The organism is Streptomyces sp. NRRL S-1813 (assembly GCF_000719605.1).
GTDB classification, from domain to species: Bacteria; Actinomycetota; Actinomycetes; order Streptomycetales; family Streptomycetaceae; genus Streptomyces; species Streptomyces decoyicus.
Genome location: NZ_JOHB01000018.1, coordinates 50,801 through 75,862, shown reverse-complemented (window position 1 = coordinate 75,862; position 25,062 = coordinate 50,801). Strand labels below are relative to the sequence as shown.

Below are 25,062 nucleotides of genomic sequence, written 5' to 3'. Positions count from 1 at the left end.
TGAACTCCGGAGAAGCCCCATTCTCTCGGTACCGGACCTGACGTATCACCCTTCGATTCACCCCTCGGTCAGTCGCCGCCTCCCCAGGCGGCGGACCGGCTCACCAGAGGTTGGTGAAGTTGACGGTGGCGTTGGTCTGGTCGATGCGCGTGGGGCCGGAGCCGTTCACGCTCGCGGTGTTGTTCTGGTTGGAGGCGCCGGCGCCATTGGCGACCTGCTGACCGGTGGTCGAGTTACCGAGGTTGCTGCCGCCGACACCGGTCCCCGTCTGGCTCGTGGCCGCCGAACTCGACCCGTTGTTCGCAAGGCCGCCGTTATCGGCCTGCGCCACGCCGGTGAAGAGTGCGGCCGCGAAGGGCAGCGCGGCGGCAACGGCGATGACGCGGGCTGTACGGGTGCTTGCCATGTCTATTCCTCCTACGGAACACGACTTCTGGATCGCTGGAACTCCGCTTGTTCACCGGGCAGTTGGCCGACCACCGCGGTGCTTGCTTCGACGTCGCGCACTCAGGCTTGCCCATCAATCCCCGGCGGACCCGTCGCAACGGGTCGATTCCCTCGCAAGCATGAGGAACCCCGGGTAAACCCCCGCGGCCACACGGCAGCCCCGTCCGCGCACCGCTCGTCGCCGCGACGCCCCGCCGCGGCCCGCCCCCCGCAAGGCCCACGCGCTCCGCGCGCCCCCTCGACAAAACCGGCGCACGGGCCGCTTCGCGCACGCCCCCCCTTCCCTTTTTCGAACAGTCGTACGAAAATAGAGCCATGGCCATGCACCGACGCCATAGACGCCATACCGGAACACCGACCGACGACCGGCCCGATCCATGGCCTGGCCTGCGGACCGAGCCGCGGGCGGAACCGCGGGCCGAGCCGTTTATCGAGGTTCGACCGGATCCGCGGGCCAATCGGCCGACCGCTCCGCCGGCCGGCCCTCGGGCCGAAGCCCGACAGGATCCGCGGGCCGCACCACACCCGGACGCTCGGCCCGAAGCGCGCCCTGGCCCTCACCCCGAAGCTCGCCCTGAGATCCGGCCCGCCCCGCCCCTCGGGCTCCCTTCCGCCCCGCCCGAGGATGCGCACACCGCCGCGCTCGGCCACGCCCTCCTCGCCGCCGCACGCGGCTACCCCGTCATCCCGCTGACCCGCAGCAAGCTTCCGGCCATCCGGTCCCCGCACCGCGGGCACCCCGAGGTCCCGCCCTGCCGCGGCGAGTGCGGCCGGCTCGGGCACGGCGTCCACGAAGCGAGCACCGACCCGCTCACCGTCCGCCGGATGTTCGCCGCCGCCCCGTGGGCCATCGGCTACGGACTCGCCTGCGGACTGTCCCCGCACCACCTCATCGGCATCGACCTCGACACCAAGAACGGCGCCGACGGCCTGACCGCCCTCCGGTTCCTCGCCGAACAGCACGGCTTCCCGATCCCGCCGACGGTCACGGTCCTCACCCCCAGCGGCGGCCGCCACCTCTGGCTCACCGGCCCGTCCTCACCACCCGTACCGAATTCGGTCGGCAGGCTCGCCCCCGGCATCGACATCCGCGGCGCGGGCGGCTATCTCGTGGGCCCCGGCTCGCTCACCGCCCATGGGCGCTACGCCCTCGCACCCGGCTCACCGCAACGCCCTGCCCCCGTACCGAGCGCCCTGCTCACTCTCCTCACGGCCCCGCCCCCGTCCGTCCACCGCGAGTCCCCGGCCGGCGTGCCGCCCCAGCCCGCCGCGGCACTCGTACGGTTCGTCCGCGCCTCCCCGCCCGGCCAGCGCAATGCCCGCCTCTTCTGGGCCGCCTGCCGCGCCTACGACTCCGGTCTCGGCCAGGAACTCACCGCCAGGCTGACGGAAGCGGCCCGCCACACCGGCCTGTCCGCACAGGAGGCCCACGCGACGATCACCTCGGCGGCCCGCCGGCGGCAGGGATAACGGGGAGCGGCAGCCCGTAGGGGCGCCGGGGGCAGAGGTGCCAGGACAGAGGTGTCAGGGGCAGGGGCGCCAGAGGCGGAGGTGAGGGCGGGCGCCAGGAGTCAGCCCCGACGCGCCTCGATCAGGAACCGGGTCGTGTGCGCCACGAACGCGCCCTGCCTACGGATCAGCTCATCCAACTCCCGCAGGCGATCCCGATATTGCTCCACCGTGAACCCGGGGACCATCCACACCACCTTCCGCAGGAAGTAGATGACCGCCCCGATGTCGACGAACTCGGTCCGCAGCGACTCCGCACGCAGATCGACCACCTCAAGACCTGCCGCCTCCGCCGCCCGGCGCGCATCCTCGGGGTGCCGGGAGCGCCGTACGTGCTCGGGCTGCGGCCCCAGAAAGTACTCGACCAGCTCGAACACGCTGGCCGGTCCGACCTGCTGAGAGAAGTACGTGCCCCCGGGCCGCAGCACGCGGGCGATCTCCTCCCACCACACGGTCACCGGATGACGGCTCGTGACCAGGTCGAACGCCGCATCACCGAACGGCAGCGGCGGCTCGTCCGCGTCGGCCACCACGACCGCACCGAGCGGATGCAACAGCGCAGTGGCCTTGGCGACATTCGGCGCCCAGGACTCCGTGGCCACCATCACCGGCGGCAGCTTCGCCGCCCCGGCGAGCACCTCGCCGCCGCCCGTCTGGATGTCCAACGCCGCCGCTGCCCCCGCCAACCGCTCACTCATCGCCCGTTGGTAGCCCCACGAGGGCCGCTCCTCCGTGGCCCGCCCTTCCAGCCACGAGAAATCCCACCCCTCGACCGATACGGCATCGGCCTCGGCCACCAGTTCCTCAAATGATCGCGTCATACCGCCACACTCAATGCGGGAGGACCGCCTGGCCAACGATTTACTCCCCGGCCCCACCGTCGGCCACCGGAACCACCGGAGCTACCGGAGCTACCGGAAATACGAACTCCGGGCGGTCCCACATCACCGCCGGCGGATTCGCCGGCACCGTTCCAACGGGCCGGGCGCCCACGCTGCGGTAGAAACCCTCGGCGGGCGGATGCGACACCACCCGCACCCCGTCGATCCCGGCGCGCCGCGCCTCGCCCCGCATGTGCTCGACCAGCCGGCGCCCGATGCCGTACCCCTGCGCCTGGTCCGACACGAACATCAGGTCCAGCTCGGCCGGCTCGACCATGAGCGAGTAGAACCCCAACACCCGCTCTCCGGGACCCTCATCACCAGGAATCTCCTCCACAGCGACAAAGACCCGATGCGCCTCGATGTAATCCGGCCCCACCCGATACCCCTCGACCATCGAGGCATACCGCCCCTCATAGGCCCGAGAACTCCGCACCAGCCGCGTAAGCCGCCCGGCATCCCGCCCCTCGGCCCGCCGAATCAGCACGACCCCCCGCCGGGCCGCACCCGCCGCCCCCACCCTCCGCGCACCCACGGTGACCACAACCCACTTCCCGCATCACACCCGGAATGAAATCCACATTCCCACCACCCTACCGCGCCACCGAACAACAACTCCGCCACTCAACAATTATTCCGGCCACTGACCAGAACTTCTCACTCCGAAAGAAATAACCGCCCCGAAAAGGAATACCTGCCCTGAAAAGACATCCCACCGCACAACAAATATTTTCGCGGCAGGGATACACCCCATCCGGAATCGGAAATCACGTCATCGGGCCTGAGGTCGGCTCATGAGATCGATCGGCCAAAGGCCCGTGAGGAAGAAACCGGAAGAGATCCATGGGCCGCTGCTTTCCTATCCTCAGGAGAGGAGTACGGGTCGCCACGGCAGCGAGCCGGCTTCAGCCACTCCCCGCCTGGCGCCTCCGCAGTCCTGGCCCTGCCCGGTCACCGACACCTGCCGTTCGGCAGAGATACCGGCGAACTACCGCCCCTCCGCCACGAATCGGGATCGGGGCGCCATGAATGCAAAAAAAAGGGGCGCCCCGCCGAAGCAGAACCCCTCTTCCGACCAGCTACTCATCCGACCTCCGCGGAGGCCGGATGCCACCTGCCGGCCTGCGCTCCGGCCGCGCGGCTGTGTCGGCGGTACGTGAAGCCCCGTGCCCACGGCTCCTGCCTGCGGGCCTCACGGCATCACCGTCTCAGGCCGGCCTAGCCGAGGTTGCCACCCCACACCCAGCCCTCGGTACCGGTTGAGACATAGCCGTACCACCAGCGGCGGCCGTCGTGTCCCGGCTTGCTGCACAGGGTCGAAAACTATTCACTCCCGTGTAGACGACCTCGGAGGAACTGCTGGGGGAGGCGTGCACGGGCGTGGTCCTGGACATGGGGCGAATCACGTCCGGTCTTTACACGTACAGGCGGAGGAGCCGACAGCCGAGGCTGTCGGAGCGGTGACAGCAACGGAAACAAGCGTCAGGGCAGCAGTGACACCCGCAAGCACGGCCGACCGCAGTGACTTCTTCGTCAACCTTCTTTCCTGCGAAGGTATCCGGCGAACCGGACTCTCTCGAACCCCCCGCTCTTTCGGCCGTGATCAGAGCGTTTGAAGAACCAAACACCCGTCAGTAGACCTCTGTGGCACAGCAGTTGCAGCAACCCCCTGAACCCGTACCGAAAAGTCTCCACCAAAAGCCCGCCACCTCTACCAAGTCGGACTGCATCACCGTCGTCTGCATTTGGCCTGCTCGCCGATCACACTCCCGGATCCTGGCCACAGGCTGGCCACCCGCGCTGATCAGCGGTGGGCCCCAGGGGTGCGACGCGAAGAGCGTTCCGGCTACGGGCACGGCTAGCGCACTGAACTGCGACGATCGACCCGGAGAAGTCCAACTGGACGCCACTGGCCCGCACATCGCCCACGACGACGGCCCGGCCCCGCAGTCCTCGGTCCAGCTCTCCCAGAACGAGCGCCACCTGGACGACAACGCCAAGGACCGCGCGCAGGTCAAGGCCGACAAGATCAGCCAGTCCGAAGCCACCGCCAAGGCCCTCAAGGCCGTCCCCGGCACCGCGACCTCCGCCGAACTCGACAACGCGGACCGCAACGGCTCCCTCATCTGGGAGGTCGGCGTCCTCGGCAAGGACCACAAGAACCACGGCGTCACCCTCGACGCGGCCAGCGGCAAGGTCCTGGACCAGCACGTCGACCAGGACGACAACGACGACCACGACGGCGACAACGACTGATCAGACAACAGGCCGCAGCCACCTGCCTGAAGCCTCCCCCCAGAGCCCGAAGGGGCCGCGCGCGCCACTGTCCGGCGCACGCGGCCCCTCCGTCGGTTCCGGACCTCAAAAACGCAGCCGGAGCAGGCCCCGGAATCACCGGAACCCGCTCCGACCTGCATGTTCATCTACCTCGGCGGAGGCTGTGGGATTTGAACCCACGGTGAGGGGTTACCCCACGACAGTTTTCAAGACTGTTCCCTTAGGCCGCTCGGGCAAGCCTCCCCGCGACACCGGTGTGCGGATGTCGCGGGATCAGACTAGCGCGTCACTTGTCGCCTGTGCGCTGGCCCAGGGTGACCTGGGTGGTGTGCTCCTTGCCGGCTCGCTTGTAGGTCAGGGTGACCTCGTCGCCGGGCTTGTGCTGCCAGATCTCGCTGATGAGGGTGGGGCCGCTGTCGACCACCGTGTCGTCGAGCTTGGTGATGGTGTCGCCGGGCTTCAGACCCGCCTTGGCGGCCGGGCCGTTCGGGGTGACCGCTTCGGAGCCGTTGTTGCCGGTCTTGGCGATGGTCGCGCCGTTGCCGGTGTCCCGCATGCCGACCTGGACGCCGATCTGGGGGTAGACGGGCTTACCAGTCTTGATCAGGTCCTGTGCCACCCGCCGCGCCTGGTCGATGGGGATCGCGAAGCCCAGGCCGATGCTGCCGGACTGCTGGGACTCGCCGCCCATTCCGCCGCCGTTGCCGGCCGACTGGATGGCGGAGTTGATGCCGATGACGTTGCCGCCGGCGTCCATCAGCGGGCCGCCGGAGTTGCCGGGGTTTATCGAGGCGTCCGTCTGGAGGGCGCTCATGTACGAGGCGCTCGTGCCGCCGCCGTCGCTGGAGGCCACCGGGCGGTCCTTGGCGCTGATGATGCCGGTGGTGACCGTGCCGGACAGGCCGAAGGGTGCGCCGATGGCGATCGTGGCGTCGCCGACCTGCACATTGGAGGACTTGCCCAGCGGGAGCGGGTTGAGCGGGGCGCCGGAGGCGTTCTTCAGCTTGATCACGGCGACGTCGTAGCCCTGGGCGTTGCCGACGACCTCGGCGTCGTACTTCTTGCCGTTGGAGAACGTCGCGGTGAGCTTGCCGCCGTTGGCCGCGCTGGCAACGACGTGGTTGTTGGTGAGGATGTGGCCCTGCTTGTCGTAGATGAAGCCGGTGCCCGTGCCGCCGTCGCCGGTGGCGCCCTGTGCCTCGATCGTCACGACGCTCGGCAGCGCCTTCTGAGCTATCCCGGCGACGGACGTGGGCTTGCGGTTCAGTGCCCCGGGGTCGCCGGACGCGGAGACCGTCGTGGACGCGCCGTCGTTCTGGCCCGCGGCCCAGAAGCCGATGCCGCCGCCGACACCGCCGGCGACCAGCGCGGCCACCAGGACGGCGGCGATCAGGCCGCCGTTGCGCCGCTTGGGGGCGGGGCCGGCGGTCGTGCCCCAGGGGTCGCCGCCGCCACCGTAGGGAGGCTGCTGGCCCCAGCCGCCGGCACCCGCTCCGGGGCCGGCTGCCGAGTAGGTGGGGAACTGGCTGGTCTGCTCGGTCGTGGGGTCGTCGCCGGGGTGGCCGTAGCCGGGCTGCCGGGGGTGTCCGGCGCCGTAGGCGGGCGGCATGGGGCCCGGCTCGTCGAAGCCGCCGGAGCCCGGGGCGACGGTCGGTGCGAAGTCCGGCGGCGGGGGCGCCGCGGGCCGAGCGCCCGGCGCGGGCGGGGTGCCGGGAGTCTGGGCGCCGGAGGCGGACACGCTGTCCGGCTGCGGCCCGGTCGGCGGCTTGGCCTCCGACGGGACGGCGGCTCCCTCGTTCTCGGTGCTCACAGCTCTCTCCTCAGCTTCACGACTGTCGGCGCCCACGGCCCTGGCAGGAGGGTCTCCTGTCCGTCCCGTGCCTCAGCCATGTCTGAGTGCCGGGGACGGGCCGTTTCTTCCGGCTTGCAGTTCGGCCGGACCCTGGGGGTGCGTCCGGGTGGTGCGGTTCTTACGGGCCGGCGGGCCGTGCGGCCCGCCGGATGGTGCGGTTGTTGCGGTCGGAGGCCCGAGGGCCTCCAGGTCCTGTCGTCCGGTCCGGCGGGCCTGGCGGGCCCTCCGGGTCGTCCAGCTCCTCCGTGCCGGTGGATGCGGAACCCGTACTCCAGGATCAAGGATCCGGGCGGTACGGGCGAGTCCCGGTCCGCCGGTCCGGGCCCGCGGCCCTGACCGCAGGCCCCTTCCCGCGCATCCCGGCTGTCGCGAGTCCCGGTCCGCAGGCCGCTCCGGACACCGCGGGCCGGCCGGTACGGGCGAGTGTCCCTCCACCTTTTCCCACCGCGCGTCAGAGCGCCGTAAGCCGAGGCTGTGACTGTCCCCTCATCCTTTATGCCGGACAAAACCGGCGCACCCCCTGTTCCACACCTCGGGGTACGCGCCCGGCGGCCCGGCAACGGTGGATGGCACGATAACGCGGTGACCTATGCACGCCCCGCCCAGGACTCCGGTCCCGGCCGTCCCGCCATCTCCGTCGTCGCCCACCGCGGTGCCTCGGAGGACGCTCCGGAACACACGCTGGCCGCCTATCGCAGAGCGATCGAGGACGGCGCCGACGCCCTGGAGTGCGATGTCCGGCTGACCGCGGACGGCCATCTCGTCTGCGTCCACGACCGGCGGGTGAACCGCACCTCGAACGGGCGCGGCCCGGTCTCCGCCCTTGAGCTCGCCGACCTGGCCACGCTCGACTTCGGCTCCTGGAAGGGCGACGGGGCAGCGAACGAGGCGCCGGACCGGCAGCACGAGGATCCCGAGCGGACCTCCGTGCTGACGCTGGAGCGGCTGCTGGAGCTGGTCGCCGACGCCGACCGCCGGGTCGAGCTGGCCATCGAGACCAAACACCCCACCCGCTGGGCCGGACAGGTGGAGGAGCGGCTGGTCGAGCTGCTCGACCGGTTCGGACACACCAAACCGGCCACGCGCGCCGACTGGACCCCGCAGGTCCGGGTCATGAGTTTCTCGGCGCGCTCACTGCACCGCGTACGGGCCGCGGCGCCCGGCATCCCCGGCGTCTACCTGATGCAATTCCTCACCCCGCGGCACCGCGACGGCCGGCTCCCGCCCGGTGTCGGCATCGCGGGACCCGGAATGCGGATCCTGCGCGCGCACCCCGAGTACGTCGCCAGGGCGCACCAGGCCGGCCACCGGGTCCACGTCTGGACCGTCAATGACACCGCCGATGTCGAGCTGTGCCAGGAATTGGGCGTGGACGCAGTCATTACAAATCGCCCCAAGCAGGTACGAATGCAACTCGGCCTTGGCTAAAGCTCCTCACAGGGTGTGCACCGGCGCATTCGGGCCGTATTCGCTTATGTCCAATGCGTCACCGCGTGCCGCTTGGCCGGTTTCCGGTCCAGTCCATTGGGGCATTCATCCCGTGGCGTGGGGCAAAGGAGGTCTCGGGGGTGGCGTTGGTGGTGGCACAAGAGGTGCCGACGTCGTCGATCATGGCCGTACCTCATGGCCCAGTGGGTGTGGGCATGGCCAGGCGACGCATGCGAGAAGAACTGTTGGCAAGTGGAGTTCAGGACACCGTCGTCGATGACGCGGTGCTCGTTCTTTCCGAGCTGTTGAGTAATTCGTGTCGCCATGCGCGTCCGATATACGAAAACGGATCACCGGGTTCCGTAACGCCCGACATAAAGGACGCCCCTTCGGCATCCGTCCGGGCTTCCTGGCGTATTGATGCGCAGGGCAGACTGACCGTCGCGGTCACGGACGGCGGCGGTCCGACCCGACCACTTCCGGCCACTCCGTCGGTCACGGCGCGCGGCGGCCGCGGGCTGGCGATCATCCGCTCGCTCGCCAAGGACTGGGGCGTACGGGACGCCGTCGCCGGCGAGGTCACGGTCTGGGCGGTGCTCTCGCTCCAAGGCGCGTTCGCTACGCGCGTGGACCTGATGCCGGATCTGCCGGCCTCGCTCCCCACGGGCGCGGGCCTGAGCACCGGGCGGCCGCTGACCGCAGGCTTCCCGGACTTCGACGATCTGACGTAGCGGCACACCGGGACACGCCGGTGCCCGCCGCACCCAGCGGGGGACACGGCCCGGTACGCAACCGAGCGCGGCCTCGTACGCAATCCTCTAGGCTCGCGCCGAAACGCGTCCGTACGCCCAGGATCGACCAGGAGACACCGTCGCCATGGCCAAGAAGCGCCGTCCCCAGAACCAGGCCGCAGCACCGCAGATCAGGGACGGCGAGGTGCCGGTCGTCGGTGCTCGTGAGCCCTGCCCGTGCGGCTCCGGCCGCCGGTACAAGGCCTGTCACGGGCGACAGGCGGCGCATGCCGCCACCGAGCTCGTGCAGCGCCCCTTCGAGGGCCTGCCCGGTGAGTGCGACTGGGTGGCGATGCGGGAGCTGGTGCCCGCCGCCACCGTCGAGTTGACGCTGAAGAGTGGGCTGCCCGAGGGCGTCCCGTCCGTGACGCTGGCGACCGTGCTGCCGATGGCCTGGCCCGCGCTGCGCCGCGACAACGGTGCGGTGCTGCTCGGCCTCCAGAACGACACCGCCTCCGGCGACCTCAGCCGCGACCTCGCGGACACGCTTCAGCGCGCGCTGGCCACGGAACCCGGCAACCCGGTGGCCGCCGAGCGGCACACCGCCGACGGCCCGCGGCTCCAGGATCTGCTCGACCCCGACGCGGCTTTTGAGCCGACCGTCCACACCGGCTTCGAGTTCTGGGTGGAGAACGCCGAGAACGCCACCGGCGAGGTCGCCGCCTCCCTGGAGCGGGCCAACGCCGCGGCCATCCCGACCGCCCGGATCCCCGGGCTGGAGGGCGCGTACTGGTGCGAGGCCCCGGAGAAGAACCATCTGCGCTGGGTCACCGCGCACCCCGAGGAGCAGCTGCTGGACGCGCTCGCCCGGCTGCACGCCGCGGACGCCACCTCGCTGGGTGAAGGCACCCGTCTGGTGGGCTCGTTCCGCGCCCACGGCCTGGTCGTTCCGGTCTGGGACCTGCCCTCGTCGATGAGCGCCGAGGAGGTCGCCAAGCCTGCCGAGGCCTTCGCCGAGCGGCTGGCCGAGGCACTGGCGACAAACGCCCCGCTGACCCCGGAGGAGCGGCGGGCACGCGGCGGTCTCACCAACCGTCAGGTCACTCTGAGCTGACCGTGCCGCCCTCGGCCATGCGGACCGGACGCCTCCGGGGAACCCCCTGCGTGACGCCTGTCACAACTCCCCGTACCTGCCGGTAAATAGGCGTCCGGAAATCCACGATCGAATTTGCGAACCGCCGATCTCTTGTTACGGTTCTAGAAGCCCGGTCGCTGGTGCATCCCCCGTCGCCAGCGACCGGGCGCTTCCATGTCCGGAACCAGGCATTCCGCTTGGCTCCCGACTCCGGCGCCCGCACCCTCAGTGGTCCGAACCGCCGCCTCCCGCGGACGAGTTGCTGCCGGAGCGCAGCAGCAGCCGCTCCCCCGCCGCATCGGCGATCTCCGCGACCGCGGCGTACGCCAGTCGGCCCCGGTGCACGGTCGGGGCGGTAGGCGTCTCGCACAGGCCCGGCACCCCGCCCGGCGGTACCTCGCAGTTCACCTGGACGGTCCTGCCGTCCGGCCGCAGCAGCGTCAGTACAGCGCGCAGCCGGTCGCCGGTGCGGTTGCGGTAGTACGTACGCCCCCAGGTCAGGCCGTCCTCGGCGAGCACGCAGGTCTGGGCCTCGATCCCCTGGGGAGCGGTGAGTTCGGGGCCGCAGCGGGAGGTGCGGCCGGTGAGGTGCGGCAGGCCGGGGCGGGCGGGGGAGCCGGCCGGCCTTTTGGAGCCGCCGACGGCCCGATTACCCGGCTTGGACACGTTTTCCGACGTGTCTTCCGTTTCCGCCGTAGAGCTGTTTTCGGCCTTGGCTGCCTCCCCGGCCCCCGTTTCCGGAGCGGAGGTGCCGACCGGTCCGGCCATCGCGGCGCCCAGCGGTACGGCGATGGCGAGCAGCGCCGTACCGGCAAGCCCGATCATGCGGAATTTCTGCGCACGCTGCATGGGCCCCACCTGCGATTGAAGATGCCGCTGACGGCGGCTTGACAGTGGGCCGAACCTATCCGCCGGCGAGGGTGCTCCCGGGCACCCGGACACCCGTTTCCCCAAGAGATCGGGGCAGGTCACACCCGTACGGGTGATCCGTCACGGGGTGTTTCATCCGCCCCCGTCACCCGGGTACGCCATGGGCCCGATCGCCCGACCGGGCACCCGACCGCCCGATGCCCATCCACCCGCCCGTCAGACCATCCGTCGCTCACGGAGGACGGAGCGGCCACGGAGGACGGGCCACCCCGGCGCGACGGGCGCCCACGTACGGCGGGCGCCCGCACAGGACGGGGCACCCGCAGCGGGCGCCCCGGACATCCGCGGGCAGCCGCAGGTGTCAGTACGCGAGGCGGCTGCCGCCGTCGGGGGTGCTGGTGCTCGCCATGACCAGCGCGTCCACGATCGTGGCCACCTGCGGCAGCCAGGGCGCGGCAGGGGTGACGGCCGGCGGCCGCTCCCAGCGGACCCGGCCGGAGCCGATCTGGGAGGGCGGGAGCACCACATAACCGCCCTCGCCGTGGAACCGCAGCGAGCTGGGCACCCAGTCCTGGGAGTGCAGCAGCTCGCCCAACTCCGGTAGGCCGTACGGCGATACGAGCAGCGACCAGCGGGTGGGCGTGGCCACCACGGGGCCGAGCCGCACACCGAAGTGGTCCAGGGCCGCCAGGGCGCGGGCTCCGGCGACGGCGGGCAGGCTCACCGCACAGGGCGCGCGGTCGCCGGTGGCCAGCACGACCGGGGCATCGGGGCGGTTCGTCCACCACCAGCGCACCATCCGGGCATCGGTGGTGGCCGCCAGCAGACCGGGGTCGAAGGGGTGCGCGCCGGGCACCACACAGTCGGGGTCGGGACAGCTGCACCGACGGGTGACCCGCTCGCCGAGGCCGAGCCGGGCGCCGGCCGGCTGCCGGCCGGCGGACCTGAGTCCCACACCGGGAAGAACCGGCCACTGCCACTCGGTGGCGTAGTGGAGCGCCGCACCGAGCTGCGCCGACCTTCCGCCGCGCCGGAACAGGAGCTTGCGTCGCCTTCCGAGGATCTCGCGCATGAGCGCTCGTTCCTTTCCGTTAACGCCGAGGGCTTTGTCCATCGCACTACATGGCACTACAGGTCCGGTTCACCATCGTTTCGCGCCGTGCCGCTTCGTGCCGTTGTGGGGCGTGTCCTGCGGCCCGGCCGTGGAACCCGGGGTCGATCGCGCACCGATCACGCCACGTGGATCATCACTGGTCACCGCGTGTACAAGGCAGCGCATCACGCCGAAAGCCGAGCGTGAAACATGGCGAGGGGTGGCGTGCGTATGGCGCTTGCGCTTCCGTGGTGCAGCCCCCGCCGCTTGGGAGTGCGTCGCGGCCGTCGGCGTGTTAGACGCCAGTGCCCGCCGGAGAGTTCCGGTGCGGCGCCAACTGACCCCGCACCTTTCCGAGTACGTACCCGCCACTGTGGTGATGACGCGCTGCTGATCGCCGCCAGTCGACCTTAAATTGACGCTCGGGGGGCTATTTTCAGGCCAATCCACAGACCTCGCTGACACCACAAACCCCATGGGGACAATGCTGGACATCACATCGTTGGTGCGTGTACATGTGGAGGCATTAATAGCGGAGCAGCATGACATGGGGGTTTGCGATGCTATTGAGGAAATTGAGCGGCCACCCGTACCGCACAACATCACTCAACAAAATGTCTCACTCCCTACCAAATAGCGGCCTGACCTGGGGTAATGCCTGGCGCGACGATAGCTGTCGGCCATGACCGCCCCGCACGTGCCGAAAGTGGCTGGAATCGAACCAGCTCTTCCCGCCCCCGCGCACACTGTCGACCCGCGCGTGGCAAAAACCGCCGCGGACCCTGCCGCCGACACCCCGTCAGACGGCTTGTCCGGCCCCCCTGCGGACGCCCCCCGGGGCACCGCACTCGACTCCGCATCGGGCGCCGCCCCCGACGTCTCCGCCGTCGACCAACTCGCTGCCGTGCAGGACCGGCTGGCCGGCTGGATCTCCGACCTCAGCACCCTGCACGACCTGACCGAACAGCTCGTGCGCACCCGTACGCTGAAGGACGCCCTCCACGAGCTGCTGCGCGCCGGCGCCTCCCTGGTCGGGGCGCGCCGCGGTCTGGTCGTCCTCGCACCGTCCGACGGCCTCGGCCCGGAGACCACCGTCGGCCTCGGCCTCGGCCACGCCGAGATCGGCCACATCGAGACCATCCCGCGCCGCGCCCTGTCGTACGCGCGGATACTGGATGGCCTCCCGGAGCGGGACCCCGGCGACGACGCCCGGACCGACCCGCTCGACGACACCCGTCACGGGACGCGCGGCGAGGGCCGTGCCCCCGGCCCCCGCGACGACGCCCCGGCCGGACCCTGCACCGAGATCGCCGAACCGGACATCCCCGGTGAGAAGAACCTCGACCCCCGTCTGCGCGAGGTCGCCGCCCGGCTCGGGTACGCCGCCAGTTACGCGGTCCCGCTCTCCGCCGAACCCCTCGGCAGGACCGGTGCCGCGGTCTGGCTCTACGACGAACCGGCCGAGCCGACCGAACGGCAGCGCCACCTCGTCGGCCTCTACCGCGCGCACGCCGCCGAGCACCTCGCCCGTCTCCTCGAACTCCACCGCAGCCGCCAGGCCCTGCGGACCCTCCATACGGAGCTGCTGCCCCAGCGGCTGCCGCGGATCCCCGGCGTACGCCTCGCGGTGCGGCACAGCACCGGTCCGCGCGGCGGCGGCGACTGGTACGACGCGCTGCCGCTGCCCGACGGCGCACTGGGCCTGGCCGTCGGTTCGGTGACCGGCTCCGGGCCGAGCGCGGTGGCGGCCATGGGGCGGCTGCGGGCATCCCTGCGCGCCTACGCCGTCATGGAGGGCGAGGATCCGGTCGCGGTCCTCTCCGACCTCGAACTGCTGCTCCGGCTGACCGAGCCGGCCCGCAGCGCCACCGCGCTGTTCGCCTTCACCGAGCCGCCGCCCGGCACGGTGATGCCCGGCGGCATCGCCGACCCCTTCCCCCGCAAGCTCGTACTGGCCGGAGCCGGCCACTGCCCGCCGCTGATCCTCGGCGCGCTGCGGACCGAGTTCGTGGAGACCTCGCTGTCCGCGCCGCTGGGCATGCTGGCCTGCTGGGAGGCGCCGAGCGTGGAGATCGAGCCGGCCGGCGGCGAGACCCTGCTGCTCTACAGCGACGGGCTGCTGCACCGCACCGGCGAGCCCATGGACCGTGCCTTCACCCGGCTGCACGCGGCCGCCGCGGGCGTTCCCGCGGCGAGCCGCCATGATCCGGAGGCGGTCGTCGACCACATCGTGCGCACGATGCTGCCGCAGGGCCTGGACGATCCGTCGTCGGAGGAGGACGTGGTGCTGCTCGCGGCGTACTTCGAGGGGTAGGGCCGACAGGAACGGCCCGCGCTCCGGGCCGGCAGGAGAGGCCCTGAGCGCGCCAGGCGTCGCGAGGCGGGCGCGCGGCCGCCCGCCGGGGCGTACACCGGCACCGCGACCGTACGCCCCGTCCGGACCGCTGGGCGCCATGCGTCCTATGGCCGGAATGCCGGAGAGGTCACATCTTTCTGCCCCTGGACCGCTTTCGATCCGCACATACGATGGAAGGCGGTTCAGTCTTAAGAGGAGGCATTGTGACCGACGCGCTCACGCCGGAGACCCCGGACGAGGACGAGCAGCCGATCAAGCAGCGCAAGAACGGCCTTTACCCGGGCGTATCGGATGAGCTCGCGGAGAACATGAAGGGCGGCTGGGCCGACACCGAGCTGCGCGACCTGGAGCCGATCGAGCAGGCCCCGAACGCCGCCCGCCGCCGCGCCGCACTGTCCGCGCGCTTCCCCGGCGAGCGGCTGGTGATCCCGGCGGGCAACCTGAAGACCCGCTCCAACGACACCGAGTACGACTTCCGCGCCTCGACGGAGTACGTCTACCTCACCGGCGACCAGACCGACGACAGCGTCCTGGTCCTGGAGCCCACGAAGGACGGCCACGAGGCGACGGTCCACCGGCTGCCCCGCTCCAACCGCGAGAACGGCGAGTTCTGGCTCGACGGCATGGGCGAGCTGTGGGTCGGCCGGCGTCACAGCCTGGACGAGGCCGAGGCGCTGCTCGGCGTCCCCTGCAAGGACGTACGCGAGCTGGCCGAGGCGCTCAAGGAGGCCACCGGTCCGGTCCGCGTCGTGCGCGGCCATGACGCCGGTATCGAGACCGCGCTCACCGACAAGATCACCGCCGAGCGCGATGAGGAGCTGCGGGTCTACCTCTCCGAAGCGCGCGCGGTGAAGGACGCGTTCGAGATCGGCGAGCTCCAGAAGGCCGTCGACTCGACGGTGCGCGGCTTCGAGGACGTCGTGAAGGTCCTGGACAAGGCCGAGGCCACCAGCGAGCGCTACATCGAGGGCACGTTCTTCCTGCGCGCCCGCGTCGAGGGCAACGACGTCGGCTACGGCTCGATCTGCGCCGCGGGGCCGCACGCCACCACCCTGCACTGGGTCCGCAACAACGGCGCGGTGCGCTCCGGCGATCTGCTCCTCCTGGACGCCGGCGTGGAGACCACCACCCTCTACACCGCCGACGTCACCCGCACCCTGCCCATCAACGGCCGCTACACCGACCTCCAGCGCAAGATCTACGACGCGGTGTACGAGGCGCAGGAGGCGGGCATCGCGGCGGTCAAGCCGGGCGCGGCCTACCGCGACTTCCACGACGCGGCGCAGCGGGTGCTCACCGAGAAGCTGGTCGAGTGGGGTCTGGTCGAGGGCCCCGTCGAGCGGGTGCTGGAGCTGGGGCTCCAGCGCCGCTGGACCCTGCACGGCACCGGCCACATGCTCGGTCTCGACGTGCACGACTGCGCCGCGGCCCGCACCGAGAACTACGTCAACGGCACGCTGGAGCCCGGCATGGTGCTGACCGTCGAGCCCGGTCTGTATTTCCAGGCGGACGATCTGACGGTGCCGGAGGAGTACCGCGGCATCGGCGTCCGGATCGAGGACGACATCGTCGTCACGGACGACGGCAACCGGAACCTGTCGGCCGGGCTGCCGCGGCGGTCGGACGAGGTCGAGGCGTGGATGGCGGGGCTGCTCGGCAAGTAGCCGGGTGGCACATGGCGGACCGTCCGGGGCGCGGCGCCCGCCACGGATGAAACGGATGAAACGGAAGACCGGATGACCGGATGACCGGGCTCTCCGGACTGTCCGGCGAACAGGGCCCGTTGGCGCGCGCCTGCGTCCCCCGGTGGCATCAGCCGCCGGGGGACGTGCCGTTCACGGACGTGCCGTTCACGGGTGTGTCGTCCACCGGTGTGTCGTCCACCGGTGTGCCGTCCGTCCGCACGTACGCGCCGGCCTGGACCGCCGCCCAGACGGCGGTGGCGGCGGACTCGGCGAGGTCCCGGTCGACGGGGCGGCGGGCGATCAGGATCCGGTAGTAGAAGGGCGCGCCGAGCGCCGCCATCACCTTCTCCGGGTCCGTGTCCGCGGGCAGCTCACCACGGTCGACGGCCCGCTGCACCATCCGGCCGGCCAGCGCCAGCCGTTCGCCGAAGAAGGTCCGCAGCACCGTCGCCGCCTGGGAGTCACGGGCCGCGGCCGAGACCACCGCCTCGATCAGGCGGCTCATCCGTGCCTCCCCGTAGAAGGCGGTTATCGAGAGGGCCAGCGCCCGCAGGTCCCCGGGCAGGGTGCCGGAGTCCGGCAGCGGCACATCGGAGCTCAGGTCGGTCAGCAGGTCGCACACCAGGCCCTCGGTGCAGCGCCAGCGACGGTAGAGCGTCGCCACATGAATTCCCGAGCGCTGCGCGACCCTCTCCATGGTCAGCCCGGCGAAGCCGACTTCGCCCAACTCCTCGAAGACGGCGGTCAATACGGCTTGACGGGTGCGGGCGGTCCGCCCACCGGGCCTGGACTCGCCCGGGACATGGTGCGCTGTCGTCACGACGGCTCCGTATTGCAGTGCGGGTTCACGCCAAGTATTGTCCGGGAAAGATTAACGCGAGCAACTTCGCGTTAATCATGGTGCGCGCTGGTCTCGCAGGGACAGGGGACGCCGCGGGGGAGGTTCTCTCACCGCGAGACCGCGTTGCGCGCCCTCCCGCAAAGGGCGATTTTCAGCCAGTTTTCCGACTGCTGAGGTGAGCCCGGATTGACACCTCATACGCGGACATCCCCCGCCTGACGCTGTCGCAGCGGCTCGGCTCTCAGGGTTCACCGAACGTGCGCCGGTACGTTCCGGGCGTGGCGCCGAATGCGGTGCGGAACCGGCGCCGCAGATTGACGGCCGAGGAGAGGCCGACCCGCGTGGCGATGGCGTCCACCGGCAGATCCGTCCGCTCCAGCAGAATCCGGGCCGCGTCGAGGCGCTGTCCGAGCAGCCACCGGCCGGGGCTGGTCCCCAGCTGGTCGGCGAACCGGCGCGCGAGAGTGCGCTCGGATACGCCGGCCCGCGCTGCGAGCTGGTCGACCGTCAGGCGGGCGTCGAGCCGGGACACCGCCCACTCCAGCAGGGGCGCCAGCGAGGCGTCCGCCCGGGTGGACGAGGCGGCGTGGTGTGCGGCGTACTGGAGCTGGCTGCCCTCGCGGTGTGGTGGCAGCACCATGCTCCGGGCGACCTGTGCGGCGTACGCCGCCCCGTGGTCGGCACGCACCAGGTGCAGGCAGAGGTCGATCCCGGCGCCCGTGCCGGCGCGCGCCCACAGGGAAGACCGTCGTCCACATCGATGACGTGGCACCACAGGAAGTCGTCCCCGGGATCGTGCGCCGCAGGCTTCCGGGGACGCCGTACGCCCGGGGATGGCTGATCGACTTCGCCGCGGGGACGGAATGGCCCGAGGTCGATGTGCATGCGGCCGAGGAGCGGTACTTCGTGGTGAGCGGGGAGGTGATCGATGGCGGGGAGCGCCACGGCCCCGGCGCGTACGTGGTCTTCGCACCGGGCAGCCGGCACCGGCCGCGCAGCGAGACGGGTGCGCGGATGCTCGGCATCACGGTACTGAACGAGCGTCACCGGTAGGCGTCCGGCGTGTGGCCAGCCTCGTCGTCTTTCCAGCGAAAGCAGCACGCATCCCTTACCCAAGCCGTTCGACGAAGAAGGGCTCAGGCTTCGGGGTAAAAGCATGGGAACCAGTAGTCCGCATCGGACTCGATCCGATCATGAAGACTTCCAGGTATCCGCTTCCTCATTCGGGCTGATTCGGATGGTGCGGGCGAATGCGTCGATGTCGTCGAGGGACCGGAGGATCCGGCCGGCGTCGGGATCGGCCAGGATGATCAGGACGTCCGCGGCTTCCGTGCCCTTCTCGAAGCGCCAGGCGTAACGGAGGCCGACGTGCACCTCGTTGCTGTCCTCGTCCTGGTCCTGGTAGTAGCGCAGCACCCGCAGGCCGGTTCCCAGGTGCGGGGAGTCGAAGTCATCGACGATGGGGGGTTCGATGGCGTAGCTCGCATCGGCGTGGGTCAGAGCATGCAGTGCCGTTTCCCGGTCTTCGCCCTCCTCGATCTCCACCAGGTCGACATACGCCGGAAGTGGAATCTCCCTCGGGTGCGGGAGATGGAGGAAGACCTCGAAGTCCGGGAAGGCCGCAGGGGCCCTGAGGGCGTACATCAACAGGATGTTGGTCAGCAGGTCGACTTCGCCCGGCTTTGGCTTCTCCGACGCGAAATCCTCCCAGAGGCCTTCGGCGAAGTAGCGTGCCCACGCCTCCGGCGACTGTGCCTCCTCGACGTCCTCAAGACCCGGTTCCGGCCACATGAGCGGGACGCGGATCCAAGGGGCCAGGTGCATCGCGTGCTTGACGTTGAGCCAACTCATTCATAACTCCACTTGAAGGTGCCGACCACCGCGTCGAACAACTCGACCAGCACGCCGGTGAATTCACTGTCGAGGTCGCCGTCACCCGGTGTGGAGAAGTTGATACTGATCCAGCGACCGTGACCGTCCACGACGGGGATCACGTACTCGACCCGGCGGGCCGGCAGGGCGGTCTGCTGTACGGCTTCGGGGGCTGATCGCAGCTTTGCCGGGTCGGGAGCGGATCGGTAGGAGCGGCGGAGGGCGGGCACTCCCGCCACTTCCACCTCGGTCGCCGATCCGTCGGGGCCATCCTCGTTCGCCAGCTGAGCGAGCACTGCCTCCGGCGGCGCCGCACGGTCCTGGCCGATCGGCATCTCGGCAACGATGAAAGAGGCCATGAGGAAGATCCCCCCGCGCGGGTGCACAGGCAGGTAGAGGTCAAGGCCGCCGTTTCTCCTGGCCGCACGGGCCTGCTTCTCTATCTGGCGGCGCATGTCCAGGCGGAAGCGCATCGCATCGTCCCGGGGGATACCCTCCGGGACTTGCCCCATGTGCGAGAAGAGGACCTTCTCGAGTGCTTCCTTTGTGCCCTCACGCAGGGGGATGCGGACCCAGCCGGGTGGCAGGACGAGCTCGTAGCCACGGGGAGCGGTCCCCTCGACGGCTGGGGGCTGCTGCTCGAGATCGGACGCGCTCACGCGGACGCCCGCTTCTTCAGCTGCCGGTCGCCTACCAGGATCGCCAGAGAGGAGAGCACCGAAATCACCGCCAGCCAGCTGTAGCCGATGGCCCCGATGATGTTCCAGAGCGCGTACATGCCGGCAACGATCTTGATCGTTTGAGAGAAATTGGAACCCATGCGCGGGTTACGGATGAGTTCCCGGTTTCTGATAAACAGGAACAGCATCAGCACAGGCGTGATCATCAACGACCACGCCGTGTAATCGTAGGTGAGCCAGTCCATGCCGCCGTACTTGCTGCCGAGGTCCTGGAAGGCGAAGCAAAGGATCGGCACCAATGCGCACGCAGCAAGGAACTTCATGGCCCGGGATTCCTCTGGACTTTTCGCCGGGATTGTTGCCACTGTCTTCCACTCCCTAGAAGGTTCGCTTTAGATTTCGCCATGTCCGGTTGTCGCCGGTAGCGTCTTACTCAGGGGTGGTCACCAGCGGCTCCCCACTTCACGCGTCAAGACATCCTTGGCATTGCCATACTGGTCCGCGTAGGGGCCCTTTTCCCCGAGCTTGTCCCCTACGTCCACCGTGGTGGCAGCCCCGTAGTTCAGCTTGAACTTCACTGCAGCCTTGTCCATCGCGTCGGCCGCCTTCACCACGTCGGGATTCCCCCCGAATTCGGCCCGCATTGCCTTGGCGAACTTGCTCGCGCTGGCGACCTCTCCCTCACCGCTCAGCAGGCGGTCCAGTCGGTTCGTCCCGGGCGTTGTCTCCTTCGACCCGATCTGGCGCAGCGCCCGTTGTGCTCGAATTGCTTTCGCGCCGCGGGCCGAGTCAGCCCCGTGCTTCATGACGTTCTTGTTGAGCAGCTTGCGCAGGTTCGTGTACCGCTCGAACCGTCCGGCCCTGCTCGTGGCCTTGAGCGTGGTATGTGCGGCCTTTACGCCCTTCATCGCGACGCTGCCGACACCCAACGTCGCCAGCGCGAAGACGTCCATGGCCACGTCCGCCCAGTTTCCGTCCCCGGAGAGGGCCAACATCGCGTGCCCGACACCGACGAGCGCCGTGAGACCGATGGTGGCCACCGTGATGAGAGTCGCCAGCCATCCGACCGGCGTGAACATGAGGGCGACGACGCCGATGATCGTTGCTGCCCAACTCAGGACTTCAATAACGTTTTTGATCGTATCCGCGTTCTGCCGCGGTTGAGCCTGCCTGCGCACAGCGCCGGGGGTGAGGGGGATGTCGGCCTGGATCGGCCGATATCCCCCTCACCCCTTTTTTGCTTTCTGCGGCATGGCGCAAGAGGCGTTATGGGCGGCCGGGCCGCCGCCCCGGACCTCACGCGAAATTTCTTCATCTCGGTTGCATCTTTTACGGCGCATTCACGGAGTATTCACACGCGCCGAGCATCGGCGGGCTGGTAATGGCCGGCGGGATCGGAAATGCACCGCCACCGGAGAAGGGAAGGAGCCGGAGGCTCTGCCGCTGTCCTGGTTGAGGCCACTTCTGTCCCCTTCGACGGCAGTCGTCATGGTCCTGGTGAGGGGCGCTGGTATTTCCTGATTCTTGCTCCATGGGCAAGAAGCACGGCCGTAAGAGGTCGCGCGGAAAGGTCCCATCGGGAGGACCGGAAATGTCAGTGGCGGCAGCGGTGAGATGAAGGCGATCGTGCTGTCCCACGGCCCATGTGGGGGCGCCCCGTCGATCGACGGCAGCACACGCGGGCAGACGCCCGAGTCATCGCGACCGACCGGTCACGACGCCATAGGAAGCGCCGCCCCCTCGCGCCACTTGAGGATCTTGTCGAAGCTGACGACCGCGCCGGGGCGGCCCGTCCGGTTGCGGTAGCGGACGTGGTCGGTGAGGGCCTCGATCAGAAAGAGCCCCCGGCCGTCCTCGGCAAAGGCGGGGGCCTGTGCGGGGGTGGGCACGGGGGCCGGCGGGAGGGCGCGGTCCGCGGCGGTGTGGGGTGGGGCGGGGGGTGCGGGACAGTGGCGGAAGCCGGGGCCCGAGTCGGTGACTTCGATACGGCAGGTGTCGCCGTCGATGAAGGCGGTGACGCGGTAGTCCTCGGTGGCGTCGCCGCCGTGCTCCACGGCGTTCGCGCAGGCCTCGGAGAGGGCCACCGCGAGGTCGTAACAGATGTCCGGGTCGACGCCCGCTGTCTCCATCGTGCCCAGCAGCAGACGACGGGCCAGCGGCACGCTCGCAGCCTCACGGCGCAAATGGAGTGACCACCAGATGCTCATCGCTCCAGCCTCCTGGCCGCGGCTCGACATATCGATACCTATTGCCGCGCCGCAAGGTCCGTAAGCATGTCCGGGACGTGATACCGCTCATTCGGCGGATGCGAAGAGCGAGCGCATCGGTGTAGGCGAAGCGCCGCCCATGCGCTGCCGCGCGCCCCGTCTGCTTCCCTGGACACCTCGCGCGGCGCCGACTCGGCGCCGACCTGGCGTAGGCGGCACGCAGGGGCAGTGGGATGATGGCGCGGCCATGACTCCACCGCCCGCCTCCACAGCGCGCGCAGCCGCCGATCTTCGGCTGTTGAGGGCCGCGGTCTTCACCGCGGTCTGTGTTGCGCTGTCCGCGGGCGGGCACATCGCCGCGTCGTGCGCCGCCGTCCCCGTGTGGACGCTGGGCGTCGCGGCGGCCGCGGTGTTCGCGGTCGCGGCTCCGGTGGCGGGGCGGGAACGCTCGCTGTCGGAGATCGCCACGGGTCTCGCCGTGGGGCAGCTCGCCCTGCACGCGCTGTTCACCTGGGGCCAGCTTCCGATGTCCGCCATGGCGGGAGGCGGTGGCAGCGGCACCGGCAGGCTGTCGGACCGGGCGGCGATCGCCCTCGCCCGGCATGTGACCTGCGGGCTCGGCAACGGGCCCGCGGACGGCGCGGAGGCGCGCCGGATTCTCGGTTCGGGCGGCTTCCACCTGGCCTCCGGTGCCGGGATGACCGCACCGGCCGGGACCGGAACGGCCGGTGGCACAGCCGCCGCCGACCCCGCGACGGCACATGCACTGCTGCCGTCGCTGCCCATGCTGCTGGGACATCTGCTGGCCGCGCTCGCCGTCGGCTGGCTGCTGCGGCGGGGCGAGGCGGCCCTGTGGCGGCTGGTCCGGCTGTCGGCTCCGGCGGCGTACGAGATGGCGGTACAGGCACTGGTCGGTGCGGTGCGCGAGGCGCTCGTCCTCATCCGTGCCCTGCTCACGGGCCTGGAAGCAGCGCACGATGATGCGCTGCGCGCCCCCGTTTCGTACGGGGATGACAAACCCGGCCCGAAGAACCTCGCACTCCACCACAGTGTCGTGAGGCGTGGGCCACCCACCCTCGCCCTCGCGGCCTGACGACGCGAAGCACGCTCCCACAGGACGGGTACGGGCTCACGCGCCGTTGCCGCATGCGCGCCACCTGCACCGTCACCAGCACCTCTCTCCTTCCTGTGGAGTGTTTTCCGATGCCGAAGAATTCGAAGATGGCGAAGATGTCGCAGCAGCAGTCGGACGGGTCGTCCGCGCGCCGGCTCGCGCGGCGGCTGCCGCTCGTGGGCGCCGCCGCGGCCGGCAGTGTGCTGCTGCTCGCCGGCCCGGCCTTCGCGCACGTCAGCGTGCAGCCTGCGGGCCCGGCCGCCAAGGGCGGCTATGCGACCGTCAACTTCAAGGTGCCCAACGAGAAGGACGACGCCTCGACGGTGAAGCTCGAGGTCACGCTGCCCACCGACCACCCGCTGGCGTCCGTGATGCCGCAGCCGGTGCCCGGCTGGAAGGTGAACGTCACCAAGGCCAAGCTCGCCAAGCCGCTCGAGATGCACGGCGAGAAGATCACCGAGGCGCCCTCGAAGATCACCTGGACCGCCGAGGACAAGGGCGTGGAGCCCGGCCAGTTCCAGCAGTTCCCGGTCTCCGTCGGGCAGCTGCCCGAGGACGCCGACGAGGTCGTCTTCAAGGCGCTCCAGACGTACGACAACAAGGACGTCGTGCGCTGGATCGAGCCGACGAAGGAGGGCGCCCCGGAGCCGGAGAACCCGGCGCCGGTCCTCAAGCTCAGCGCGGCCGAGGAGGACGGCCACGGCGCCGCCGGAGCGGCCGACAAGGCCGGCGCCACGGCCGGCATGAAGAACACGGCCGCCGCGGCGGCCGCGTCCGGCAGTGACACCACGGCGCGCGTCCTGGGCGCCATCGGCATCGTCGTCGGCATCATCGGGGTCGGCTTCGGCGTGTTCGCCGGCCGGCGCCGCAGCGCCTGATCACCGGCCGGGCCGGCACCTGACCTGCGTCGGCCCGCCCACCCCTTCCCGTACCTACGGGAACCAAAGACACGGGATTTATCTGCAATGCACAGAAGGACCCTGCTCGCGTCCGCCCTCGCGGCGGCCGCGGCCCTCAGCCTGACCGCCTGCAACAGCGACGACAGCAAGCCCGCCGCCGACGTCTCCGGCGGCACCGCGGCCAAGCCGATCGTCACGCTCGACAGCCCGATGGAGAAGCCGGACCTCGTCCTGACCGACACCAGCGGCAAGAAGTACGACCTGCTGGAGAAGACCAAGGGCCATCCGACGCTGGTCTACTTCGGCTACACCAACTGCCCGGACGTCTGCCCGCTGACGATGGCCAACATCGCGGTCGCGGTGAAGCAGCTGCCGCCGGCCGAACGGAAGGATCTGCGGGTCGTCTTCGTCACCTCCGACCCGGAGCGTGACACCCCGGCCGCGCTCAAGAAGTGGCTCGGCGGCATCGACAAGGACTTCGTCGGTCTGACCGGCAAGTTCGACACCATCCAGGCCGGCGCGCGCAGCGTGAACATCGGGATCGAGAAGCCGGTCAAGAAGAAGAACGGCGATGTCGTCTCCACCCACGGCGCGCAGGTTCTGCTGAGCTCACCCAAGGACGACAAGGTCCACTGGATGGGCATGCAGGAGGCGACCTCCGACAACTACACCAAGGCACTTCCGAAGATCGTCAAGGGGCAGAACCCGTGAACCGCCGCACCACCCTCGCCGCCGCCCTCACCCTCGCCGCCGGTCTCACGCTGGCGGGCTGCGGCGGCGACAGCGCCCCACAGCTCAAGGTCGCCGACCCGTACATGCCGCAGCCGGTCGACCAGAACATGGCCGGCGCGTACTTCACCGTCAAGAACAGCGGCGGCACCGCCGACAAGCTCACCTCGGTCACCAGCGACCTGTCGAAGGACATCACGATCCACAAGACGGTCGGCACCAAGATGGAGCAGGTCAACTCGCTGGCGATACCCGCGGGCGGTGAGCTCCGGCTCAGCCGTGGCGGCAACCATCTGATGTTCATGGGCCTGAAGAAGAAGCCGGCCGAGGGCGACAAGGTCACCGTCGAGCTGCACTTCGCCACCGCCGATCCGATCAAGGTGACGGTCCCGGTCAAGGCCGTCACCTACGCCCCGAAGAAGTAGCAGAGGACCGAAGAACCGCACAGGCCGTACA

At 70.1% G+C, this 25,062-nt stretch carries 24 protein-coding genes, 1 tRNA gene and 1 pseudogene; 12 read left to right on the top strand and 14 right to left on the bottom strand.

Translation table 11 applies throughout. The features are described from left to right. Positions 1–100: 100 nt before the first annotated feature. Positions 101–406 carry a hypothetical protein gene (locus IF67_RS0123915; protein ID WP_030988899.1) on the bottom strand — a complete coding sequence of 102 codons (306 nt, stop codon included), beginning with the start codon at positions 404–406 and terminating at the stop codon, positions 101–103. 620 nt (positions 407–1,026) lie between these two features. Between IF67_RS0123915 and IF67_RS39485 the strand changes: the two genes are divergently transcribed. Beyond that, a complete protein-coding gene (locus IF67_RS39485) occupies positions 1,027–1,917 on the top strand; it encodes a bifunctional DNA primase/polymerase (RefSeq protein WP_051818521.1) in 891 nt (296 codons plus the stop codon). A gap of 101 nt (positions 1,918–2,018) precedes the next feature. Here IF67_RS39485 and IF67_RS0123905 read toward each other — a convergent pair whose 3' ends face one another. Together IF67_RS0123905 and IF67_RS0123900 are read right to left on the bottom strand one after the other, a co-directional pair. Continuing rightward, complete coding sequence (locus tag IF67_RS0123905) at positions 2,019–2,777, bottom strand: class I SAM-dependent methyltransferase (protein WP_030988895.1); 759 nt, start codon at positions 2,775–2,777, stop codon at positions 2,019–2,021. A gap of 40 nt (positions 2,778–2,817) precedes the next feature. Then, positions 2,818–3,324, bottom strand: a complete 507-nt coding sequence (locus tag IF67_RS0123900) for a GNAT family N-acetyltransferase (RefSeq protein WP_037839777.1) — start codon at positions 3,322–3,324, stop codon at positions 2,818–2,820. A 1,157-nt stretch (positions 3,325–4,481) separates the two neighbouring features. Between IF67_RS0123900 and IF67_RS45130 the strand changes: the two genes are divergently transcribed. After that, positions 4,482–5,093 (top strand): PepSY domain-containing protein, encoded by a 612-nt coding sequence (locus tag IF67_RS45130; RefSeq protein WP_051818502.1) that lies wholly within the window; start codon positions 4,482–4,484, stop codon positions 5,091–5,093. A 176-nt stretch (positions 5,094–5,269) separates the two neighbouring features. Here IF67_RS45130 and IF67_RS0123890 read toward each other — a convergent pair. Continuing rightward, positions 5,270–5,357, bottom strand: a tRNA-Ser gene (locus IF67_RS0123890). A 43-nt stretch (positions 5,358–5,400) separates the two neighbouring features. Continuing rightward, positions 5,401–6,924, bottom strand: a complete 1,524-nt coding sequence (locus IF67_RS0123885; RefSeq protein WP_030988890.1) for a S1C family serine protease — start codon at positions 6,922–6,924, stop codon at positions 5,401–5,403. A gap of 624 nt (positions 6,925–7,548) precedes the next feature. Here IF67_RS0123885 and IF67_RS0123880 point away from each other — a divergent pair. The 3 genes from IF67_RS0123880 (at position 7,549) to IF67_RS0123870 (ending at position 10,239) form a co-directional block, all read left to right on the top strand. Beyond that, on the top strand, positions 7,549–8,394 hold the full coding sequence (locus IF67_RS0123880; protein ID WP_030988888.1) for a glycerophosphodiester phosphodiesterase: 846 nt from the start codon (positions 7,549–7,551) through the stop codon (positions 8,392–8,394). Between the two features lie 53 nt (positions 8,395–8,447). Then, positions 8,448–9,125 carry an ATP-binding protein gene (locus tag IF67_RS0123875; RefSeq protein WP_078889587.1) on the top strand — a complete coding sequence of 226 codons (678 nt, stop codon included), beginning with the start codon at positions 8,448–8,450 and terminating at the stop codon, positions 9,123–9,125. A 145-nt stretch (positions 9,126–9,270) separates the two neighbouring features. Next, the gene (locus IF67_RS0123870; protein WP_030988884.1) at positions 9,271–10,239 is read left to right on the top strand and encodes a DUF5926 family protein; all 969 of its coding nucleotides are present in this window, start codon (positions 9,271–9,273) and stop codon (positions 10,237–10,239) included. A gap of 246 nt (positions 10,240–10,485) precedes the next feature. Here the strand turns inward: IF67_RS0123870 and IF67_RS0123865 are convergent, their stop codons facing one another. Beyond that, a complete protein-coding gene (locus tag IF67_RS0123865; RefSeq protein WP_030988882.1) occupies positions 10,486–11,109 on the bottom strand; it encodes a hypothetical protein in 624 nt (207 codons plus the stop codon). Positions 11,110–11,491: 382 nt separating this feature from the next. Continuing rightward, positions 11,492–12,202 (bottom strand): bifunctional DNA primase/polymerase, encoded by a 711-nt coding sequence (locus IF67_RS0123860; RefSeq protein ID WP_030988880.1) that lies wholly within the window; start codon positions 12,200–12,202, stop codon positions 11,492–11,494. A gap of 703 nt (positions 12,203–12,905) precedes the next feature. Here IF67_RS0123860 and IF67_RS0123855 point away from each other — a divergent pair. Continuing rightward, positions 12,906–14,537, top strand: a complete 1,632-nt coding sequence (locus IF67_RS0123855; RefSeq protein ID WP_030988878.1) for a PP2C family protein-serine/threonine phosphatase — start codon at positions 12,906–12,908, stop codon at positions 14,535–14,537. Positions 14,538–14,782: 245 nt separating this feature from the next. Then, positions 14,783–16,243, top strand: coding sequence for an aminopeptidase P family protein (locus tag IF67_RS0123850; protein ID WP_030988876.1), 1,461 nt, complete (start codon positions 14,783–14,785; stop codon positions 16,241–16,243). Between the two features lie 148 nt (positions 16,244–16,391). Here IF67_RS0123850 and IF67_RS0123845 read toward each other — a convergent pair whose 3' ends face one another. Both IF67_RS0123845 and IF67_RS0123840 read right to left on the bottom strand, forming a co-directional pair. Next, positions 16,392–17,084 carry a TetR/AcrR family transcriptional regulator gene (locus IF67_RS0123845; protein ID WP_078889586.1) on the bottom strand — a complete coding sequence of 231 codons (693 nt, stop codon included), beginning with the start codon at positions 17,082–17,084 and terminating at the stop codon, positions 16,392–16,394. A gap of 262 nt (positions 17,085–17,346) precedes the next feature. Further along, positions 17,347–17,832: pseudogene (locus tag IF67_RS0123840) on the bottom strand (GlxA family transcriptional regulator); the annotation flags it as partial. A 29-nt stretch (positions 17,833–17,861) separates the two neighbouring features. Between IF67_RS0123840 and IF67_RS0123835 the strand changes: the two are divergent. After that, entirely contained in the window at positions 17,862–18,158 is a 297-nt protein-coding gene (locus IF67_RS0123835) for a cupin domain-containing protein (RefSeq protein WP_037839772.1), read from the top strand. A 138-nt stretch (positions 18,159–18,296) separates the two neighbouring features. Here the strand turns inward: IF67_RS0123835 and IF67_RS40425 are convergent, their stop codons facing one another. The 5 genes from IF67_RS40425 to IF67_RS0123810 all read right to left on the bottom strand — a co-directional run bounded on the left by IF67_RS40425 (position 18,297) and on the right by IF67_RS0123810 (position 21,864). Beyond that, complete coding sequence (locus tag IF67_RS40425; RefSeq protein ID WP_051818500.1) at positions 18,297–18,956, bottom strand: hypothetical protein; 660 nt, start codon at positions 18,954–18,956, stop codon at positions 18,297–18,299. Next, on the bottom strand, positions 18,953–19,636 hold the full coding sequence (locus IF67_RS0123825) for a hypothetical protein (RefSeq protein ID WP_051818498.1): 684 nt from the start codon (positions 19,634–19,636) through the stop codon (positions 18,953–18,955). The genes IF67_RS40425 and IF67_RS0123825 overlap by 4 nt, the downstream gene beginning before the upstream one ends. Beyond that, on the bottom strand, positions 19,633–19,980 hold the full coding sequence (locus IF67_RS0123820) for a hypothetical protein (protein ID WP_030988866.1): 348 nt from the start codon (positions 19,978–19,980) through the stop codon (positions 19,633–19,635). The genes IF67_RS0123825 and IF67_RS0123820 overlap by 4 nt, the downstream gene beginning before the upstream one ends. A gap of 120 nt (positions 19,981–20,100) precedes the next feature. Beyond that, positions 20,101–20,835, bottom strand: a complete 735-nt coding sequence (locus IF67_RS0123815; RefSeq protein WP_158713148.1) for a hypothetical protein — start codon at positions 20,833–20,835, stop codon at positions 20,101–20,103. Positions 20,836–21,369: 534 nt separating this feature from the next. Continuing rightward, the gene (locus IF67_RS0123810; RefSeq protein ID WP_030988862.1) at positions 21,370–21,864 is read right to left on the bottom strand and encodes an ATP-binding protein; all 495 of its coding nucleotides are present in this window, start codon (positions 21,862–21,864) and stop codon (positions 21,370–21,372) included. A 247-nt stretch (positions 21,865–22,111) separates the two neighbouring features. Between IF67_RS0123810 and IF67_RS0123805 the strand changes: the two genes are divergently transcribed. The 4 genes from IF67_RS0123805 (at position 22,112) to IF67_RS0123790 (ending at position 25,031) form a co-directional block, all read left to right on the top strand. Continuing rightward, positions 22,112–22,957, top strand: a complete 846-nt coding sequence (locus tag IF67_RS0123805; protein WP_030988861.1) for a hypothetical protein — start codon at positions 22,112–22,114, stop codon at positions 22,955–22,957. 128 nt (positions 22,958–23,085) lie between these two features. Continuing rightward, positions 23,086–23,856, top strand: a complete 771-nt coding sequence (locus IF67_RS0123800; RefSeq protein ID WP_420708711.1) for a YcnI family protein — start codon at positions 23,086–23,088, stop codon at positions 23,854–23,856. Between the two features lie 87 nt (positions 23,857–23,943). Then, positions 23,944–24,588: an SCO family protein gene (locus IF67_RS0123795; RefSeq protein WP_030988858.1), complete on the top strand. Its 645-nt coding sequence runs from the start codon at positions 23,944–23,946 to the stop codon at positions 24,586–24,588. After that, a complete protein-coding gene (locus IF67_RS0123790) occupies positions 24,585–25,031 on the top strand; it encodes a copper chaperone PCu(A)C (protein WP_030988856.1) in 447 nt (148 codons plus the stop codon). The genes IF67_RS0123795 and IF67_RS0123790 overlap by 4 nt, the downstream gene beginning before the upstream one ends. The last annotated feature ends 31 nt before the right edge of the window (positions 25,032–25,062 follow it).